16 protein-coding genes are annotated in these 19270 nt (G+C 55.0%); all 16 read right to left on the reverse strand.

The window, feature by feature from the left end:
- Window positions 1–192: 192 nt before the first annotated feature.
- The 16 genes from AOA60_RS21450 to atpE all read right to left on the reverse strand — a co-directional run bounded on the left by AOA60_RS21450 (window position 193) and on the right by atpE (window position 19149).
- Entirely contained in the window at window positions 193–525 is a 333-nt protein-coding gene (locus AOA60_RS21450; RefSeq protein ID WP_039593249.1) for a DUF2790 domain-containing protein, read from the reverse strand.
- Window positions 526–712: 187 nt separating this feature from the next.
- A complete protein-coding gene (locus tag AOA60_RS21455) occupies window positions 713–2344 on the reverse strand; it encodes a TniQ family protein (protein WP_256592859.1) in 1632 nt (543 codons plus the stop codon).
- 358 nt (window positions 2345–2702) lie between these two features.
- Window positions 2703–4370 (reverse strand): TnsD family Tn7-like transposition protein, encoded by a 1668-nt coding sequence (locus AOA60_RS21460; protein ID WP_099586126.1) that lies wholly within the window; start codon window positions 4368–4370, stop codon window positions 2703–2705.
- A 15-nt stretch (window positions 4371–4385) separates the two neighbouring features.
- Window positions 4386–5846 (reverse strand): ATP-binding protein, encoded by a 1461-nt coding sequence (locus tag AOA60_RS21465; RefSeq protein WP_083182132.1) that lies wholly within the window; start codon window positions 5844–5846, stop codon window positions 4386–4388.
- Window positions 5843–8011, reverse strand: a complete 2169-nt coding sequence (locus tag AOA60_RS21470; RefSeq protein ID WP_099586127.1) for a Mu transposase C-terminal domain-containing protein — start codon at window positions 8009–8011, stop codon at window positions 5843–5845. The genes AOA60_RS21465 and AOA60_RS21470 overlap by 4 nt, the downstream gene beginning before the upstream one ends.
- A complete protein-coding gene (locus AOA60_RS21475) occupies window positions 8008–8862 on the reverse strand; it encodes a TnsA endonuclease N-terminal domain-containing protein (RefSeq protein ID WP_099586128.1) in 855 nt (284 codons plus the stop codon). The genes AOA60_RS21470 and AOA60_RS21475 overlap by 4 nt, the downstream gene beginning before the upstream one ends.
- 283 nt (window positions 8863–9145) lie before the next feature.
- Window positions 9146–10978 (reverse strand): glutamine--fructose-6-phosphate transaminase (isomerizing), encoded by a 1833-nt coding sequence (gene glmS, locus AOA60_RS21480; RefSeq protein WP_099586129.1) that lies wholly within the window; start codon window positions 10976–10978, stop codon window positions 9146–9148.
- A 10-nt stretch (window positions 10979–10988) separates the two neighbouring features.
- Complete coding sequence (locus tag AOA60_RS21485) at window positions 10989–11756, reverse strand: DeoR/GlpR family DNA-binding transcription regulator (RefSeq protein ID WP_099586130.1); 768 nt, start codon at window positions 11754–11756, stop codon at window positions 10989–10991.
- Between the two features lie 226 nt (window positions 11757–11982).
- Window positions 11983–13350, reverse strand: coding sequence for a bifunctional UDP-N-acetylglucosamine diphosphorylase/glucosamine-1-phosphate N-acetyltransferase GlmU (gene glmU, locus AOA60_RS21490; RefSeq protein WP_099586131.1), 1368 nt, complete (start codon window positions 13348–13350; stop codon window positions 11983–11985).
- Window positions 13351–13473: 123 nt separating this feature from the next.
- Window positions 13474–13890, reverse strand: a complete 417-nt coding sequence (locus AOA60_RS21495) for a F0F1 ATP synthase subunit epsilon (protein ID WP_032885166.1) — start codon at window positions 13888–13890, stop codon at window positions 13474–13476.
- Window positions 13891–13934: 44 nt separating this feature from the next.
- The gene (gene atpD, locus AOA60_RS21500) at window positions 13935–15311 is read right to left on the reverse strand and encodes a F0F1 ATP synthase subunit beta (RefSeq protein ID WP_003177062.1); all 1377 of its coding nucleotides are present in this window, start codon (window positions 15309–15311) and stop codon (window positions 13935–13937) included.
- 27 nt (window positions 15312–15338) lie between these two features.
- Window positions 15339–16199, reverse strand: a complete 861-nt coding sequence (gene atpG, locus AOA60_RS21505; RefSeq protein ID WP_010565870.1) for a F0F1 ATP synthase subunit gamma — start codon at window positions 16197–16199, stop codon at window positions 15339–15341.
- A 50-nt stretch (window positions 16200–16249) separates the two neighbouring features.
- Window positions 16250–17794, reverse strand: a complete 1545-nt coding sequence (gene atpA / locus AOA60_RS21510; RefSeq protein ID WP_003177064.1) for a F0F1 ATP synthase subunit alpha — start codon at window positions 17792–17794, stop codon at window positions 16250–16252.
- A 21-nt stretch (window positions 17795–17815) separates the two neighbouring features.
- Window positions 17816–18352 carry a F0F1 ATP synthase subunit delta gene (locus AOA60_RS21515; RefSeq protein WP_017528669.1) on the reverse strand — a complete coding sequence of 179 codons (537 nt, stop codon included), beginning with the start codon at window positions 18350–18352 and terminating at the stop codon, window positions 17816–17818.
- Between the two features lie 12 nt (window positions 18353–18364).
- Window positions 18365–18835 carry a F0F1 ATP synthase subunit B gene (locus tag AOA60_RS21520; protein ID WP_008439543.1) on the reverse strand — a complete coding sequence of 157 codons (471 nt, stop codon included), beginning with the start codon at window positions 18833–18835 and terminating at the stop codon, window positions 18365–18367.
- A gap of 56 nt (window positions 18836–18891) precedes the next feature.
- Entirely contained in the window at window positions 18892–19149 is a 258-nt protein-coding gene (gene atpE / locus AOA60_RS21525; protein ID WP_002555987.1) for a F0F1 ATP synthase subunit C, read from the reverse strand.
- Between the last annotated feature and the right edge of the window lie 121 nt (window positions 19150–19270).

Consider the following 19270-nt stretch of genomic DNA (forward strand, 5'->3'; position numbering starts at 1 on the left):
AAAAACAAGGAGGCGGGATGTATCAGGTGGTCGAGCAATTGTTTACTGCACGTTAGAAACCCCTCGACTGACGGACATGATTTCATAAAGTGGATAACTTCAGGCTTTCCTGAAAATTACTTCTACGTCAGCGAGCAGTAAGCTAGTTTCGGACAAAGGAAAATTATGCAGTTCTTAAATAATTTTCATTGTCTAGCTTCCATGGGGGCAGTTGTCGGCCATGACCTTATATTCCACGGTGTTAAGCTTGCCCGTAGAGTCTTCATAGGTCATGCGTGAAGGAGCAACCCCACAGGTTTTATTGGCTTGCGTGACACTGACGACCTTCTGGATATCGAGGTTCATACCATATTCATAATGAACAACTTCAGGAGGAGTCTTGCCGTTCCTTGAGGCATATTGCTCCATTGCTTGTTGGTTCTCTTGCATCATTCGACCATACACGCGGTCACCGCCTCCTTCAGCCATGGCTAATGAAGATAAGGTCAAAATCGAAGCGGCGCAAAACGCTTTCACTGCTGTCATTGCTTTCATGATTTTCTCCTAAAGCTCAATTTACTGAGTTAAAGAGTAACAAGTGAAAGCTTTCAGAAAGCTGCCGCGAAGGTTACTAATGTGAAAGGTGGACGCTACCCCGCATTTACGCTTTCAAGCCAGATAGGATTTTTGTTAACACCCAAGGTTGGCAGACGGTGACGGAACAAAGATGCCCTCAAAAGCTTATTTGAACCGGTGGTCCCTCCCAATTCCTCGATACGCCGGTAGACCTGAGCAGGACCTCCGCGTCGACCCCGGTTCTTGCCAGGCTTTCCAGATCCCACTCGAAGAAACTGCAAAAAGCCAGGAAAACCTTGCTTGATACCGCTGAGGTCAATCTTACCGTCGAGTAATTCACGGGGAGCTTCATCCTGATGAGTTCAGAGACAGTCCACACTAAAGTTCTTAGACGGAAATGCCATACTGACTCCTGATGAATCTTGATCTGTTGATAAGTAAGAGGGAACCTCTGCTTGCGTAGATCCAGCTCATGAGGTAACGAACCTGGGAGCAGCGATTGTAAATTCCGAATGTTCACTCTCTTCGGATCTTTCGTAACTTTATACAGCTCATCTACGCCCGCTTCGATAAGGGCTGCATAGGCGTCGTCTCTTGAGTCGATGGACTTTTCGACCTTAACTGTAGCTTTTTTAGGTGCATGGAGTTTTGCCATTAACCATGCGTTATCATTTTCTAGAATCCATTGCGTAGGTTTGTACGCCTTCTTCCAGAGGTACTCGATATCGGCATCGGTACGTAGCGCTAAAAGCAACTCGATTTTTTGGCGATATCTAGTTTTTTGGCTTAGACGCGATTCTTCGACTTTGGGCGCTCGCGGAGAAACAGCGGCACTCAGCAGGATAGACTCATTTTTCAGAGCCTCTTCAAAGCCATCTGCACTGGAAAACAAGTGAAGAGCAATGATCAAATGCCGCGCGAGCGGCATATTTAGCTGACCTTTGTCTGATTTGAGCCGGATCCATTGCTCATGCTTCCCGGTGTTATAGGCCGGATCAATTTGCGCCAAAAGCTCGTCGCCGTAAGCGCTTTGGATGCTGTCGAACAGTTTTGCAATACCCGCATTTTTTCCGAAAATGAATCCGCGCTTCTTGCATTGGCGGACGTAGCACGAACTCAATACCGTACTGCCTATCGGAGGGATATTGCGTTGCAGGATATCGTGTGCGAACAGAGCGACTTTCTGTTCCATCTTTGACCCCTTGTGTATTGCTGCGCTGTTTAACGGGCTCCAGCCGCATGCACATGGCTCAGTCAGATTGGGAAGCAGCTTCAATTTACGGTAGAACGGGCGAGAGCACTCGGGGCAGGCATGGATCAATGCGTCGCCATGACGCCAACAGACGGCAACACCGGGTATCTGGTGAGATCGATGCCAGTAGGCAGAACCCCGCTCAATCAGATCTTCCTGAACGCAGGTAGGACAAAGCTTAGCCTTGCCATGGGTGGACTCTTCTCTGCGGGGCACCCGTACCACCCCGTCATAACCCAGTGGCCCTACGTCGTTCTCCGGCCCCTGCTTAACGCCAAGAAACGGCCGGTAAGCAGGAAAAGTAGTATTGCTACTGATCAACTCTGCGAGATTGCTCTCCGATTGCCCCGGCAGCCTGTGCGCGAGCCTCTCGATCTGCTTGGGTACGATGCCACCGATGCAAAAGGGTTTCGATGCGAACAAATCGCGATAGGTTTCCGTCGCGGTTCTGTTACCTGACAGATAGTGATAGCGGGTGACACGAGAGTGCAGCATTTCATCCGGCATCGACACGGGAAAAAATAATAGATCAGACATCATTTACCAATTAAAGGTAGGGGTCGAAGAGAACGTGCATCCGGGGGCAGTATATATGCAACCCGTAAAATTCTGTATCCGATCTGGATTTGGAAATGACACAGCCGCTCAACTTTTAATCGCAGTGAATTCATCTAAACCCCGCCGCGCCCGTACTCCTTGAAATACAGAACACGTATCGATAACCCGGATAGGTCAGCCAATGGCGATTGCAAAACTAATTCGGTTACATGCTGATCGTGATGATCCAGCGTATGCCGGACCTATTCTGGAGGGTGCAATTTTTCATTTACAGAAAAACAATGTTTCATTGTGAATTGATTTAGAACTTTTTAGATGGAGGGAATGCCTGGCTGGATTAGAGCGTGGGCCGAATGCTCGCGACCCTGTAGAGCGAAGAACGTGATACAGGCTTGCCCTCCGAGAGCAATTTGCGCCTAGCCCATCGCAGACGCCTATCGTGAAAGCCTTCAATTGGTTCACATACTTTGTCGAGCATTGCTGCACAGAGAGGAAGCTTGCAGAGCTGCTTTTCGAAGCGAGACAGAACATGAAGCTCCCGGCCAATTCTGGTACGCGAAATGCGAACAGGCTTACCCGCAAGAGCATAAAGCGCGTCAGCACACTGACGGACTTCGCCGGCCAGTCTCGCATCGAGGGCAGCGAACATTTCGGTGCTTTTTAGACGGGGCGTACGATGGGGGCTTGGGTTTACAGTGGACTCCGAAAGCCAATGCCTATCGTGGTGATACAGCCACGCATACCCCCTGCAGGCATGTGCTTTGTGAAAACGATAATCAGCCTCGAAAGCCGCGCGTCTTGCGCATAGCGCAATGTGAAATCGTGCCTCCCTCCAAGCATCTTGCCCGCCGGGTACATTTCGGATGTGCCGATAGACATACGCCAATGAAACGCCTAGAACACCAGCGATCTTTTTGGCATCAGCTCCCTCAAGAGCAAGTTTCCACACAGCGGCTGACGAACAGTCCAGGCCTTCACCAGGCATCACCGGAGAAAGGCGCGTGTGAAGTCGAATGTGAGCTTTCGGATCACATGCCACCGCCTGTTTCACTGGGCATTGACCATGCAGCAAGCTCGCCATGTCAATGCCCAAAGCGCCAGCCAATAAAATGTATTTGAGCGGATGGTGGGAGGTTATAGGCGTACGAAGCAGCTTCGTGACCCATGAGGCGGGTATACCTGCACGAACATCTCCGAGTATAGAAAATTCCCATTCTCGCGGGAGTGCGGCAAAAAAATCGGCCATGTGCTGCGCCAGCATGTGCAGGTGCAAGCGATGGTTATCAGAGGCAAGGTTGAGCTGCGTTGCCCTTTGTAAAAGCGTGTAGCGCACCGCCTCCGCCGACAAAGCATTGACTTCAGACTCGATGACCTGAAGCGAACGCAACGCTATTTCGTGAAGCGGCGGCATACACCGCAACGGGGTGTCGAGAAGTACCGTGTGTGCTTGCACATTCTCATCACTGGGCAGATTGAGTTGTCGAGAGCTGCGGCTGGACCAGCGAGGATCAAGGATCCTGAGTGACGTGCCGTGATGCGGACATACAAGCACGCCTGGAAGCATGTGGACCCTGTGCCAGTAAGCGACTCCCCGTTGAGCCTGATCTTGGGCGATACATTCTGGGCATAACCGCACTCGGGAGGCGAATCCAATACGGCTCGCGTTGACGCCCAGCTTTAACATCAAGCCTTTACCATCAGCGGTCATCAGCGTCCGAGCGTGTTCAACCTGGCTCACCCTCAAAAACGGCGCGTAATAGGGTAGTAATGTGTGGCGCATCAGGACCTCGGCTACCGATAGCTCGGTACCGCTGGGTAGCGCGTCGACAAAATCCCCTAAGTGACTCGGGAATGCCACATTTTGCGAAAAAGCTGCCGCCGATTTCAGTCCGGCAAATGCTGCTTGGCAATTACGAACACCGCAAAGACGGGCATAACGAGAAATCACGCTGTGCAGCGTCTCGTCGGGAAACGCGGCGGGGAAGAAATGGAGTTTAACGTGCACTTCACCCCCTCCTACTCACGCTTTGTGATACATCGGTGAGAACTCAAACAGGTCCTCGTTGAGCCAGCCCGCAGCGCGCAGAGCGTCGAGGGGAGAGTCATGTTCGCTAAGCGCTTTAGCCTCTGAGTTTTCCACAGCAGTAGCAATCGGCGATGGGTGATCTTTCGCAAAAATGGTCGGAGATGGGTCTGCCGGCTTCTCACGGGATACAACGCTTCGAAGCAAGGTGAGGCGATCCTCTCGTGCCAATCCATCGAAAACCATCATTTCGCTCAGCTGATCCTCAATCGGCAGCAAATCGTCAAACTGTCGCATTCGCTTCGGATCACGGCTACGCAGAGCTGAAAGGGCTGGCTTTAGAATCTGCATTTTTGAGTTGCTTACCTTCACCAGGATCTCGGCAGTCAAACACTCCGAGCCACTCTGGACCGCATAACGCTGACTCAATACCAGCAGCTTGACCAGGAAATCCGTGACGCCTTGAGTGTGCTCATACAGCGAGTCAAAAATCTCGTCGGTCAGCTCAGCCGTCTGCTTGCACCACTGATAGCTCCAGAGATTTTCGACTAACAACCGCCACTCCTCATCATCCTTTTCGAATCGTTTGAATTCGAGCGTACCGGCACCACAGACTCGGCGAGCAGTCCGCATGGCTTCTGAGAACAGGCTGATCGTCGAGTTCGTGCCACTGAAAACCACCGGGATACCGATGTTGTTTACCAAGTGCAGGAAAAAATTCAGCATGCTCTCTTTACCACCGGTTTTCGCCAAGTGGAGGTTTTGCAGCTCGTCGATCAACAAGGCGCCGATGAAAAACGTGCTGGCCACCTGCTCCATCTGTTGCAGCGCATCATTGATGTTTCGATGCCTGTAGCGCTTGTGGTAGTCCTTATCTCCTAGAGCGTCACCAACCGCATAAAAAAACTGCTGGCAAAACCCAGCCAGCGATCCATCCCGAGGGCAGTCAAGCTTCAGCCATGTGATTTGGGTATGAACAAACTGCTTTCCCTCATAGCGCTCATGACGGATTGTCTGTGGATAAAGGCTCAAGATGGCGTGGAGCGCCGTCGACTTGCCAATGCCGCTCAGGCCGACGACGGTAAACGTTTCTGCAGTGGACTTGAACGCATCGTGGTAACGCTGAGCTCCCGATAAAGAATGCAAATGCCGGACGGTAGCGGGCGACATCGGGTTACGCCCAACATACCCTCGACGAATGAGCAGTGAGAACAGGGCCTCCAGTTCCAGATGTAGCAAAAACGGCTGTACCACGGTTCTTAGCCGGTCGATACAGTGAATTCGAGTGGCTCCTTCGAGCGTCAGCTCTTTCGGATCCACCGGCTGAGGAAAATTCGAGATCAGCTCAACAGCCGCGGCCTCCGACAATATCGGAGGCAAAGCTTCGATAAGCGGGTTACCCGCATACTCACTAATGTCCTGTCTGACGTAATTGGCAAACGTCTGTGCACCTTTCATTTTGCCTGTCCTGGCCGAATTCTTTTGAGCAAATCGATAACCTGCGCAGTCCGCTCGCCGGCATATGAATCATGCGCTTTCGGTGTCAATTCAGATTGAAATGAAGCTGGCTCCGCCCTAACGCCTTCAGGAACAACCGCATTTTCACGCTCACGGAGACGTTCTTCTGCGCGGTTCTCGCGGATGTTTCCAGTGGCCTCTGCCTTGGTGGGCGGAGCAGGTTCCAGTTTTCGTTCTGCGAGTGCATGACTGATGATCTGGTGGACCTGATCGCTAAGCTGCACACGGCTTTCCAGCTCGGCTCGCCGGCGAGTAGGCGGTTTTTGGCGATAGGCTTCGAGCAGATCAAAAATCTCGTCCGAGCGGTAATTCGCGTAACCGGCATCCGATCGTCGAAGATCACAACGGATAAACTGCTTGGCCTCTCCCTGAATCCAAATGTGTGCCGCCGAGTTCGGATCGAACCAACACTCTATTGACCAAACGCCCCCTTTGCGAGCCTTGGCAAACCAATCTTTTTCTATGGCCATATCACACACGTAGTGCATGCCGCGAAACATAACCCCACCCTTTTGAACGGTCGCGCGCTCGCGAGGCAAGAGATGGAGGTAAACCAGCTCGTCAGGACGTTTGTTGGATTCGATCACGTCCTTGTCGCAGGCCCAATTCCATATCCCGTTGGGTGTAGGTTCAACGCCGTCATTCATCATCGCCTGCGTCAGTCGTTCAGGCTGTCGATGGTGCCCGTTATAGTGGAGTACGCACTTGATGAGAATTTGGGTGAACTCTTTGAGATTCAGCGTGGCATCGAGCCGGTAATCTCGCTCGCCTCGCTCTTTGTCTCGCGCTGCTACCCCGCCAGGTAGCCATCTGATACCCGTCAAATCATTCAAAATGCCAAACCGACTTTCCACCATAGGCTTCCAATCCGGCCGATAAGGCGGAGCAGTGCCCATCTCAATTCCCAATCCTGACGATAGCCCCTCTGCTGCGAGTGACAGCATCTCTCCTCGGTCGGCGTAAATCTGGTGGGGCAGGTGGTGACAATTCCAATCATCTGCATTGATTTCGACGCCGTTCTGAGCGCAGAACTCGACTTTGGAGGTAAACGCGTTGAACAGCGCTTGCCTGGCCCCATTCCAACTAGGGCCCTCCAATCCTACATAGAGACCAGCAATCATTCCGGAGAAGCTATCCACAACGATATACACTACGGGCCGGCCAATGAGCATCCGCCTGGAGTAGCTGTTGACCAAATAAATATCGGCAATAGTCGCGTCGATCTCGAACTGATGACAGGGTCCACGCAGCCAATCGCGAACGGTACCTGAAAGCGGACGGCAGTCCTTTAACCATCTCCTCAATCCTTTACGGCCACGCTCGGTTGCAATCTCGTCGAAAAAAATCTGTCCCCAATATTGGAACTGCCTCAAGCTGGGGAGTTCTGAACCAGGCAACAAACGAAGCTCTTCTTCACTGTTTTTAGAGATGTCTCGGACTGAGTAAAATCGTCTCAACATTTCGTCATATGCGCTCGAAATGGAAGATTTCTTATCTCTTACATAAAGAGCATATCCAACACGGATGCATCGTTTATCAACCGCACTGAGCATCTTGGAAGGCGAAGTAAGAACGCCTTGAAATTTAGGCTTTCGCCCTGGTGGCCTGCTCGGATCATATTTTCTATCGGCAACACCTACCGCCGTATAATTATTAAGCAATGAGTTGCGAACTTGACCATAAAACCAATATCGGTAAAGAAGCCGATAGATCGTTTTCCGCTGGATTCCGAGCTCTGACGCCCGTCTGCTAACAAGCCGGCCTAACTCACCTCGTACAAATATTTGTCCCGGGTATTCAGGATCTAATAGAGGGGCGATGACGGCCCACTTTTCGTCCCGGCCTTGCTTGGCTCTCTCATCCAACTGTTCCTCAAGCACAAGCATAAACTCGGGCGTGGTGATGGCTGCTGGTTTGGTGTGACCAGACGCTATCGAGCGACGCAGCTCCTCCAGACCAACCGCGTACGGCTGCCGGGGTGGGTCAGCTAGATCCATCAAAACTGCTAAGTCATGCGTTTCATCCTGATAAAGGAGCCTGGCTATCGTAGCAATGACCGACAGATCGGTTACAGGTTCGAAAACGTCATTAACGAGAACAGTCATGACATTTTCTCCTTCAACGATACTTGGACAGGGCTCGGTGAAACTTCGAAGCCAGGAACTAGACCAGTAAGGTGGAGAGGAGTGTTAACCAAATCGATTTTCAGTATCTTGTTCCAAACCAGATGAAAGAAAATCGCTTGAGCGTCTATATAGGAAATGGACAAAAGTGATGCTGTTTTTCTTAGACAGGTGGCCAAGGTCCACGAATATTCCCGGCTGTTTACAAGGCACTCGATAAAATTCGAATGCAACGGCGCTTTCATTAAATCACGAGAGAGCTTCGAGTACCTCCTGATTAGTCCAAGATTTTTAATCAAATCTCGTGTAAAAAACTCGTCTGTTACGATTTTCCAATCAACACCTTGGCTTTCCCAAAAACGCTTTTCAATTTCAAGTTTTTCAAGCGTTCTTTTACTTCCGTTGCCAATTAAATCGGAACGATACTTCACCGTCCTAGCTACCGATTTGAATTTTCCGCTCGGGTCCTTAACAGTTAACAGGAAGTCTGTTGTCATCACATAAGGCAGTGTTGTTCTAGGGTATCTTGGATAGCGTACATCGATCGCCGACGCTATCGCTTGCGCACGCTCTGTGGGTAGTAAAGGGTATTGCTCCCGGATATCCACGACGTCTTCAGAAAATTCACACACAAGGAAGTAGGAACGCTCGAGATCTGACAGGAGGTGATGAATCCTCTCGATCTTCACACCTTGAATCTTGTGCGAACGACCTATCGACGGGACATCTTGTACCCGCAGCCAAGGCACGTAGCTTGCCCCGGCGCCTTCGCCAAATCCATTTGCAATGTGCCGTTCAATGTCCTGCTGTGATGCAAATTTACGACCTCGCAACCCACGCCTCCTCAGTCGATGCGGACCGCTTCACCTCGCGTCGAGAAAAAGTCGTAGAAGGACACGACCGCCAAAGCGGCCGCATTCAAAACATTTTCCAGACTACACCCGCTGAAAGTTGAAGCGATGAATCCAGACCAAAGGGAAAGCCTGGAAAGGAAAACCCCCGTAGATACGGGGGTTTGAGCCTTGTGTCAATCTATGTTCGTGCGTGTCAAACTTTATTGTTTTGTGTCAATCTTTATTGTTGAAAACCAGCGGGGGCCTCCAGGTACGTGGGGTGTTACTCGACTGTCACCGATTTGGCCAGGTTGCGCGGCTGGTCAACGTCGGTGCCCTTGAGCACGGCCACGTAGTACGACAGCAGTTGCAGCGGGATGGTGTAGAGGATCGGCGACAGGGTGTCGTTGATGTGCGGCATGTTGATGACGTGGGTGCCTTCAGCGTTGGTCATGCCAGCTTTCTCGTCGGCGAATACCACCAGTTGGCCGCCACGGGCGCGTACTTCCTGCAGGTTGGATTTGAGTTTTTCCAGCAGTTCGTTGTTCGGCGCCACGGTTACCACTGGCATGTCGTCATCCACCAGGGCCAGGGGGCCGTGTTTGAGCTCACCGGCCGGGTAGGCTTCGGCGTGGATGTACGAGATTTCCTTGAGCTTGAGGGCGCCTTCCATCGCCACCGGGTATTGCGCGCCACGGCCGAGGAACAGGGTGTGGTTCTTGTCGGCGAATAGCTCGGCGACTTTCTCTACCACGCTGTCCATGGCCAGGGCTTCGCCCAGGCGGGTCGGCAGGCGGCGCAGTTCTTCCACCAAGGTGGCTTCGACGCCTTCGGCCAGGGTGCCGCGCACTTGGCCCAGGGACAGGGTCAGCAGCAACAGGCCGACCAACTGGGTGGTGAAGGCTTTGGTGGAAGCCACGCCGATTTCGCGACCAGCCTGGGTCAGCAGGGTCAGGTCGGACTCACGCACCAGCGAGCTGATGCTGACGTTGCAGATCGCCAGGCTGGCGAGGAACCCCAGCTCCTTGGCGTTGCGCAGGGCGGCCAGGGTGTCAGCGGTTTCGCCGGACTGGGAGATGGTCACGAACAGGGTGTCGGGCTGCACCACCACCTTGCGGTAGCGGAATTCGCTGGCGACTTCGACCTGGCAAGGGATGCCGGCCAGTTCTTCCAACCAGTAACGGGCAACCATACCCGCGTGGTAGCTGGTGCCGCAGGCGACGATCTGCACATTGCGCACTTTGGCGAACAGCTCGGCGGCTTGTGGGCCGAATGCGTTGACCAGCACTTGGTGCTGGCTCAGTCGACCTTCCAATGTGCGTTGGACCACGGCCGGTTGTTCGTGGATTTCCTTGAGCATGAAGTGACGATATTCGCCTTTGTCGGCGGCTTCGGCACCGTCACGGTATTGCACGGCTTCGCGTTCGACGGAGTTGCCGTTCACGTCCCAGATCGCCACGCTTTCGCGGCGGATGTCGGCAATATCGCCCTCTTCCAGGTACATGAAGCGGTCAGTCACCTGGCGCAGGGCCAGTTGATCGGAAGCGAGGAAGTTTTCCCCCAGGCCCAGGCCGATCACCAGCGGGCTGCCACTGCGGGCGGCAACCACGCGGTCGGGTTGGCTGGCGCTGACCACGGCCAGGCCATAGGCGCCGTGCAGTTCCTTGACCGTGGCCTTGAGGGCGGTGGTCAGGTCGCTGTGGTCCTTGAGCTTGTGGTTGAGCAGGTGGGCGATGACTTCGGTGTCGGTGTCGGAGGTGAACACGTAGCCCAGGCTCTTGAGTTGCTCACGCAACACTTCGTGGTTTTCGATGATGCCGTTGTGCACCACGGCCAGGTCGCCGGAGAAGTGCGGGTGGGCGTTGCGTTCGCACGGCGCACCGTGGGTGGCCCAACGGGTGTGGGCAATACCCAGGCGGCCGACCAGCGGCTCGCCGGCCAGGGCCTGTTCCAGCTCGCTGACCTTGCCTGGGCGACGCATGCGCTCAAGCTTGCCGGCGTTGCTGAAGACGGCCACACCGGCGCTGTCGTAGCCACGGTATTCCAGGCGCTTGAGGCCTTCGATCAAAATCGCGGTCACGTTACGTTCGGCGACTGCGCCTACAATTCCACACATGGTGCTTCTCCTAGATGATTGCCGCACATATCAGCGTAATGCCGCGGGCTTGGATCTGGTCGCGGGCCTCAAGCGGCAGGCGATCATCGGTGATAAGGGTATGGACGCTGCTCCAGGGCAGTTCCAGGTTGGGAATCTTGCGGCCGATCTTGTCGGATTCGACCATCACCACCACTTCACGGGCGACCTCGGCCATCACGCGGCTCAGGCCCAGCAGTTCGTTGAAGGTGGTCGTACCGCGCTGCAGATCGATGCCGTCGGCCCCGATGAACAGTTGATCAAAGTCGTAGGAACGCAAAACCTGCTCGGCAACCTGGCCCTGGAACGAGTCCGAGTGGGGGTCCCAGGTGCCGCCGGTCATCAACAGCACTGGCTCATGTTCCAGTTCGCTCAAGGCGCTGGCCACGTGCAGGGAGTTGGTCATCACCACCAGGCCGGGCTGGTGGCCGAGTTCCGGAATCATGGCGGCGGTAGTACTGCCGCTGTCGATGATGATGCGGGCGTGTTCGCGCAGACGCATCACCGCCGCACGGGCAATGGCCCGCTTATGGGCCGAGACCGGTTGAGCGGCATCGCCGACCAGTTCCTGGGGCATGGTGATTGCGCCACCGTAGCGGCGCAGCAGCAGGCCGTTGCTTTCGAGGGCGGCCAGGTCCTTGCGGATGGTCACTTCCGAGGTTTCGAAACGTTTGGCCAGTTCGTCCACGCTGACTTCGCCCTGTTCATTGAGCAAGGCCAGGATGTTGTGGCGTCGTTGGGGTGTATTTCGTTTCGACATGGTGAGATAAGTTTCGTTTCGAAAGATAACGAAGGCAATCAAAACCTATTGAGAAGGTAGCGTCAAGCGTCGAGACCAAATTTTTCGAACAACACACGACAAATGTGGGAGGGGGCTTGCCCCCGATAGCAGTGTGTCAGTCGGTACATAAGCTGACTGATGCGCCGCGATCGGGGGCAAGCCCCCTCCCACATTGGAGCTAAGTTACCTGGGGGATGTGGATAACTCAGGTCTTTTTGACTTTGACCGGGCGTTTCCAGCCGTCGATATTTCGTTGGCGGGCGCGTGCTACGGCCAATTGGGACTTATCCACATCCTGGTTGATGGTTGAGCCCGCGGCAGTGTTCGAACCATCGCCGATTGTCACGGGTGCAATCAGCGAATTATTCGAGCCGATGAATACGTCCTCACCAATCGTCGTCTGGTACTTGTTGGCGCCATCGTAGTTGCAGGTGATCGCGCCGGCGCCAATGTTGCTGCGAGCACCGATCACCGCATCACCCAGGTAGGCCAGGTGGCCGGCCTTTGCGTCGTCGCCCATTTGCGCGTTTTTCAGTTCGACGAAATTGCCGACATGCGCCCTGGCGCCCATCACCGTACCCGGACGCAACCGTGCAAACGGGCCGGCATCGCTGCCCTCGCCCATCAAGGCCCCGTCGATATGACTGTTGGCCTTGACCACCACGCCTTTACGCAAGGTGCTGTCCTTGATCACACAGTTCGGGCCAATCACCACGTCGTCTTCGATGATCACGCGACCTTCCAGGATCACGTTGATGTCGATCAGCACATCTCGGCCCACAGTCACTTCACCGCGCACGTCAAAGCGAGCCGGATCACGCAGGGTTACGCCGAGCGCCATCAGGCGACGGCCTTCGCGCAATTGATAGTGACGCTCAAGCTCTGCAAGCTGCTTGCGGTCGTTGGCGCCCTGCACTTCCATCGGGTCGTGGGGCTGTTCGGTGGCGACCAGCAGGCCATCACTCACGGCCATCTCGATGACGTCGGTGAGGTAGTACTCGCTCTGGGCGTTGTTGTTGGACAGGCGGCTCATCCAGTCAGCAAGCTTGTTCGCAGGGACGGCGAGAATCCCGGTATTGCCTTCGGTGATGGCGCGTTGGGCTTCGCTGGCGTCCTTGTGTTCAACGATGGCGGCGACCTTGCCGTCAGCATTGCGCACGATGCGCCCGTAGCCGGTGGGGTCGTCCAGTTCAACGGTGAGCAGGCCCATCTGGCCAGGCACTACGTGCTTGAGCAGGCGTTGCAGGGTTTCCACTTCGATCAGCGGCACGTCGCCATAGAGGATCAGTACCGTATCGGCGGTGATGAACGGTACGGCTTGCGCGGTGGCGTGGCCGGTGCCCAGTTGCTTGTCCTGCAATACGAAATTCAGGTCGTCCGCGGCCAGGCGCTCACGCACGGCATCGGCACCGTGGCCGATCACCACGTGGATGCGTTGCGGGTCCAACTGCCGGGCGCTGTGGATAACATGGCCAAGCATGGAGTTGCCGGCCACCGGGTGCAGCACCTTGGGCAGGGCTGAACGCATGCGGGTGCCCTGGCCTGCGGCGAGAATGACGATTTCAAGAGACATGAATGGCTACCAATCCTGGGCGGTCCGGGTTCAGACCAGAGAAGTGTTTTGCTAAAAAAGAAAAAGGGTAGCCGAGGCTACCCTTTTTAATCAATCGCGCTTGAAGCATTGCGGCTAGGCCGCTTACTTCTTGCGGATCTGCTGGAGCGTGCGCAGCTGGGCTGCAGCCTCGGCCAGACGTACAGCAGCAGCGCTGTAGTCGAAGTCCGCACCCTTTTCGTTCAGGGCCTTCTCGGCAGCCTTGACGGCTTCCTGAGCGGAGGCTTCATCCAGGTCGCCAGCACGTTGCACAGTGTCGGCAAGTACCTTGACCATGTTCGGCTGAACCTCAAGGAAACCACCGGAGATGTAAAACACCTCACGTTCCCCGCCTTGCTTGGTCAGAGTGATCGGACCTGGCTTCAAGCTGGTGATCAACGGCGCGTGGCCCATGGCAATACCCAGGTCACCGAGTTCGCCGTGTGCAATCACCATTTCTACCAGACCGGAGAAGATTTCCCCTTCCGCGCTGACGATATCGCAATGGACTGTCATAGCCATCTGATTGCCTCAACCTGATGAGCGCCCGTTTCCGGGCGCCTGGATTACAGTTTCTTGGCTTTCTCGATCGCTTCTTCGATGCCGCCGACCATGTAGAACGCTTGTTCTGGCAAGTGGTCGTAGTCACCGTTGAGGATGCCTTTGAAGCCAGCAATGGTGTCTTTCAGGGAAACGTATTTACCCGAAGCACCGGTGAAGACTTCAGCCACGAAGAACGGCTGCGACAAGAAGCGCTGGATCTTACGAGCACGGTTTACCAACTGCTTGTCGGCTTCCGACAGCTCGTCCATACCCAGGATCGCAATGATGTCCTTCAGTTCTTTGTAACGCTGCAGCACGTACTGAACGCCGCGAGCGGTGTCGTAGTGCTCCTGGCCGATCACGTTCGGGTCCAGCTGGCGCGAAGTCGAGTCCAGTGGGTCGACCGCTGGGTAGATACCCAGGGAAGCGATGTCACGGGACAGAACGACGGTGGCGTCCAAGTGGGCGAAGGTGGTCGCTGGCGACGGGTCGGTCAAGTCATCCGCAGGTACGTATACCGCTTGGATCGAAGTGATCGAACCTTCCTTGGTCGAAGTGATACGTTCTTGCAGAACGCCCATCTCTTCAGCCAGGGTCGGCTGGTAACCTACTGCAGAAGGCATACGGCCCAGCAGTGCGGATACTTCAGTACCGGCCAAGGTGTAACGGTAGATGTTGTCGACGAACAGCAGAACGTCGTTACCTTCGTCACGGAACTTCTCGGCCATGGTCAGGCCAGTCAGTGCTACGCGCAGACGGTTACCCGGCGGCTCGTTCATCTGACCGTAAACCAGTGCCACTTTGTCCAGAACGTTGGAGTCCTTCATCTCGTGGTAGAAGTCGTTACCCTCACGGGTACGCTCACCCACACCGGCGAACACGGAATAACCGCTGTGCTCGATGGCGATGTTACGGATCAGTTCCATCATGTTTACGGTCTTGCCTACACCGGCACCACCGAACAGACCGACTTTACCGCCTTTGGCGAACGGGCAAACCAGGTCGATAACCTTGATGCCGGTTTCCAGCAGGTCGTTGCCGCCAGCTTGTTCCGCGAACGAAGGTGCTGGACGGTGAATGCCCCAACGCTCTTCGGTGTCGATCGGACCCGCTTCGTCAATCGGGTTGCCCAGTACGTCCATGATCCGGCCCAGGGTCGCTTTACCGACCGGTACGGAAATGGCAGCGCCAGAGTCGATAACGTCCAGACCGCGCTTCAAGCCTTCGGTGGAACCCATCGCAATGGTACGAACTACGCCGTCGCCCAGCTGCTGCTGAACTTCCAGAGTAGTTTCCGCGCCTTGTACTTTCAGCGCGTTGTAGATGCTCGGTACGCTGTCGCGTGGAAATTCCACGTCGATAACGGCGCCGATGATTTGAACGATACGTCCGCTACTCATAGCTGGATCCTCTGAATATTTGAACCGTTAAACCGCGGCAGCGCCGCCGACGATTTCCGAGATCTCTTGGGTGATCGCAGCCTGACGCGCCTTGTTGTAGATCAGCTGCAAATCGCTGATCAGATCACCGGCGTTATCGGTAGCGTTTTTCATCGCGATCATCCGCGCCGCTTGTTCAGCTGCGTTGTTCTCGACCACCGCCTGGTACACCTGCGACTCCACGTAGCGCACCATCAAGCCGTCAAGCAGCTCTTTGGCGTCTGGTTCGTAGAGGTAGTCCCAGTGGTGCTTGAGTTCCTGATCCGGAGTCGCCACCAGTGGAATCAATTGCTCCACGGTTGGCTGCTGGGTCATGGTGTTGATGAACTTGTTGGATACCACGGACAGGCGGTCAATCCGGCCTTCCAGGTACGCATCCAGCATCACCTTCACACTGCCGATCAAATCATTGATCGACGGCTCTTCACCCAGGTGGCTGATAGCTGCAACGACGTTACCGCCGAAGTTGCGGAAAAAGGCCGCACCCTTGCTACCAACGACACACAGATCGATCTCGACGCCGTTTTCGCGGTTTACCGCCATGTCCTTGACCAGGGCCTTGAACAGGTTGGTATTCAAACCACCGCACAAACCACGGTCACTGCTCACTACCACATAACCCACACGCTTAACTTCGCGGTCGATCATGAACGGGTGGCGGTATTCCGGGTTGGCGTTGGCCAGATGCCCAATTACCTGGCGGATACGCTCCGCATAAGGACGGCTAGCAGCCATGCGCATTTGTGCCTTGCGCATTTTGCTGACCGCCACTTTTTCCATGGCGCTGGTAATTTTTTGCGTGCTTTTGATGCTCGCAATCTTACTGCGAATCTCTTTTGCGCCTGCCATGTAACACCTATCAGGTTAGCAAGCGGGAGCCTTGCGGCTCCCGCTGCGGCTTACCAGGTTTGGGTGGCCTTGAACTTCTCGATACCGGCTTTCATGCCAGCGTCGATATCGTCATTGAAGTCACCCTTCACGTTGATCTTCGCCATCAATTCGGCGTGATCGCGGTTGAAGTAAGCAATCAGCGCTTGTTCAAAGCTGCCGACCTTGGCGATTTCAACGTCGGTCAGGAACCCACGCTCAGCGGCATACAGCGACAACGCCATGTCAGCGATCGACATTGGGGCGTATTGCTTCTGCTTCATCAGCTCGGTAACGCGCTGACCATGCTCAAGTTGCTTACGGGTCGCTTCGTCCAGGTCAGAAGCGAACTGGGCGAATGCCGCCAGTTCACGGTACTGAGCCAGAGCGGTACGGATACCACCGGAGAGCTTCTTGATGATCTTGGTCTGAGCGGCACCACCCACACGGGATACCGAAACACCGGCGTTCACTGCAGGACGGATGCCCGAGTTGAACATGGCCGATTCCAGGAAGATCTGACCGTCGGTGATGGAAATCACGTTGGTCGGAACGAACGCGGAAACGTCGCCAGCCTGGGTTTCGATGATCGGCAGTGCGGTCAGGGAACCGGTTTTGCCGGTCACTGCGCCGTTGGTGAACTTCTCTACGTACTCTTCCGAAACGCGGGATGCGCGCTCCAGCAGACGGGAGTGGAGATAGAACACGTCGCCTGGGTAAGCTTCACGGCCTGGTGGACGGCGCAGCAGCAGGGAGATTTGGCGATAAGCCACTGCCTGCTTGGACAGATCGTCATAAACGATCAGCGCGTCTTCACCGCGGTCGCGGAAGAATTCACCCATGGTGCAACCGGAGTACGGTGCCAGGAATTGCAGCGCAGGAGATTCCGAAGCACTGGCAGCCACGATGATCGTGTTGGCCAGGGCGCCGTTTTCTTCCAGCTTGCGAACCACGTTGGCGATGGTCGATTGTTTCTGACCAATAGCTACGTAGACGCAGAAAATGCCGCTGTTCTTCTGGTTGATGATCGCGTCGATTGCCAGAGCGGTTTTACCGATCTGACGGTCACCGATGATCAGCTCACGCTGGCCACGGCCGACAGGAATCATGGCATCGACAGCCTTATAGCCAGTCTGTACAGGCTGGTCTACCGACTTACGCCAGATCACGCCCGGAGCAACTTTCTCGACCGCGTCGGTCTCGGTGTTGCCCAGTGGACCTTTGCCGTCAACAGGGTTACCCAGTGCGTCGACTACGCGACCCAGCAGTTCCTTACCAACCGGAACTTCCAGGATGCGGCCTGTGCACTTGGCGCTCATGCCTTCAGCCAGACTGGTGTACGCGCCCAATACAACGGCACCTACGGAGTCTTGCTCCAGGTTGAGGGCCATACCGTAGACGCCGCCCGGAAACTCGATCATCTCGCCGTACATTACGTCGGCCAGACCGTGAATCCGCACGATGCCGTCAGATACGCTGACGACAGTGCCTTCGTTACGGGCTTGGGAGGTCACATCGAGCTTGTCGATGCGGCCCTTGATAATTTCACTTATTTCGGAAGGATTGAGTTGCTGCATTGCTCTGCTGCCCCTTCAAACTCAAGATTTCAATGCTTCGGCAAGATTCGCGAGTTTGCCGCGAATCGAGCCATCGATAACCAGGTCGCCGGCGCGAATGACAACACCCCCAATGAGGGATGGGTCTTCCGCAACTTGCAGGCGCACTTCCCGGTCGAGTCGTGCACTGAGAACCTTGGCGAGTTTGTCTTGCTGTTCTTGGTTCAATGCAAAAGCACTGGTCACTTCAACGTCTACCGATTTCTCTTGCTCGGCCTTGTACAGGTCGAACAGAGCGGCAATCTCCGGCAGAAGCAGGAGACGGTCGTTTTCGGCAATGACGTTGATGAAGTTCTGTGCCTTCACATCAAACTTGTCGCCGCACACTTCAATAAAAGTGGCGGCCTTGTCTGCGCTCGTCAGTCGCGGGGCCTTGAGCACGCGCTGCATGGTGTCGTCTTGCGACACTGCTGCAGCCAGGCCGAGCATGGCTGACCAAGAGGCCAGCTGCTGGTGGGCCTGGGCGTGCTCGAAGGCTGCCTTAGCGTAAGGTCGGGCCAACGTGGTCAATTCTGCCATGATCGCCCTCGCTTAAATTTCAGCAGCCAGTTTGTTAACCAGCTCCGCGTGCGCGTTTTGATCGATTGTGGCACCCAGGATCTTCTCAGCACCGCCAACGGCCAGAGCACCCAGTTGGGCACGCAGCGCGTCTTTGACACCGTTCAGTTCCTGCTCGATCTCGGCCTGAGCCTGAACCTTCACACGGTCAGCGTCGATACGGGCTTTTTCAACAGCCTCTTCAACGATCTGGTTACCGCGTTTCTTGGCTTGCTCAATGATTTCGGCTGCTTGAGCTTTCGCTTCGCGCAGTTGTTGACCCGCTTTATCTTGGGCCAACTCCAGGTCGCGAGCTGCTCGTGCTGCAGCGTCCAGTCCATCCGCGATCTTCTTCTGACGTTCGTGCAGAGCTGCGATGACCGGAGGCCATACGAACTTCATGCAGAAAACGACAAAAATCAAGAACGCTAAGGACTGACCAATAATGGTTGCATTAATGTTCACGCCAATACCTCGCTCATTCGTTGCACAACACACCAATCACTCGAAAAGACGAGTGATTAACCGGCGAGTTGACCAACGAAAGGGTTCGCGAAGGTGAAGAACAGAGCGATACCAACACCGATCATGGTCACGGCGTCGAGCAGGCCGGCGACGATGAACATTTTAACTTGCAGCATTGGAACCATTTCTGGCTGACGCGCTGCGCCTTCCAGGAACTTGCCGCCCAGCAGGCCGAAACCAATGGCAGTACCCAGGGCGCCCAGGCCGATCAACAGTGCAACAGCGATAGCGGTTAGACCAACTACAGTTTCCATCTTTCCTCCCGACTTTTACGTCGTATGGTTTAGGTTTTTTAGATTTTAAAGCGGTAAAACAAATCGTTTCATAGCCCTGTTGGGCCACCTTCCCGTTTCACCGGGAAGGACATCAGACTAG

Source organism: Pseudomonas sp. 2822-17 (genome assembly GCF_002742485.1).
GTDB classification, from domain to species: Bacteria; Pseudomonadota; Gammaproteobacteria; order Pseudomonadales; family Pseudomonadaceae; genus Aquipseudomonas; species Aquipseudomonas cyclaminis.

Coding starts and splice junctions, on each gene's coding strand:
- AOA60_RS21495 (WP_032885166.1), bottom strand. CDS start 13,890: ATGGCTATGACAGTCCATTGCGATATCGTCAGCGCGGAAGGGGAAATC.
- atpD (WP_003177062.1), bottom strand. CDS start 15,311: ATGAGTAGCGGACGTATCGTTCAAATCATCGGCGCCGTTATCGACGTG.
- AOA60_RS21455 (WP_256592859.1), bottom strand. CDS start 2,344: ATGTCTGATCTATTATTTTTTCCCGTGTCGATGCCGGATGAAATGCTG.
- AOA60_RS21485 (WP_099586130.1), bottom strand. CDS start 11,756: ATGTCGAAACGAAATACACCCCAACGACGCCACAACATCCTGGCCTTG.
- AOA60_RS21515 (WP_017528669.1), bottom strand. CDS start 18,352: ATGGCAGAATTGACCACGTTGGCCCGACCTTACGCTAAGGCAGCCTTC.
- atpG (WP_010565870.1), bottom strand. CDS start 16,199: ATGGCAGGCGCAAAAGAGATTCGCAGTAAGATTGCGAGCATCAAAAGC.
- atpE (WP_002555987.1), bottom strand. CDS start 19,149: ATGGAAACTGTAGTTGGTCTAACCGCTATCGCTGTTGCACTGTTGATC.
- atpA (WP_003177064.1), bottom strand. CDS start 17,794: ATGCAGCAACTCAATCCTTCCGAAATAAGTGAAATTATCAAGGGCCGC.
- glmU (WP_099586131.1), bottom strand. CDS start 13,350: ATGTCTCTTGAAATCGTCATTCTCGCCGCAGGCCAGGGCACCCGCATG.
- AOA60_RS21450 (WP_039593249.1), bottom strand. CDS start 525: ATGACAGCAGTGAAAGCGTTTTGCGCCGCTTCGATTTTGACCTTATCT.
- glmS (WP_099586129.1), bottom strand. CDS start 10,978: ATGTGTGGAATTGTAGGCGCAGTCGCCGAACGTAACGTGACCGCGATT.
- AOA60_RS21470 (WP_099586127.1), bottom strand. CDS start 8,011: ATGACTGTTCTCGTTAATGACGTTTTCGAACCTGTAACCGATCTGTCG.
- AOA60_RS21465 (WP_083182132.1), bottom strand. CDS start 5,846: ATGAAAGGTGCACAGACGTTTGCCAATTACGTCAGACAGGACATTAGT.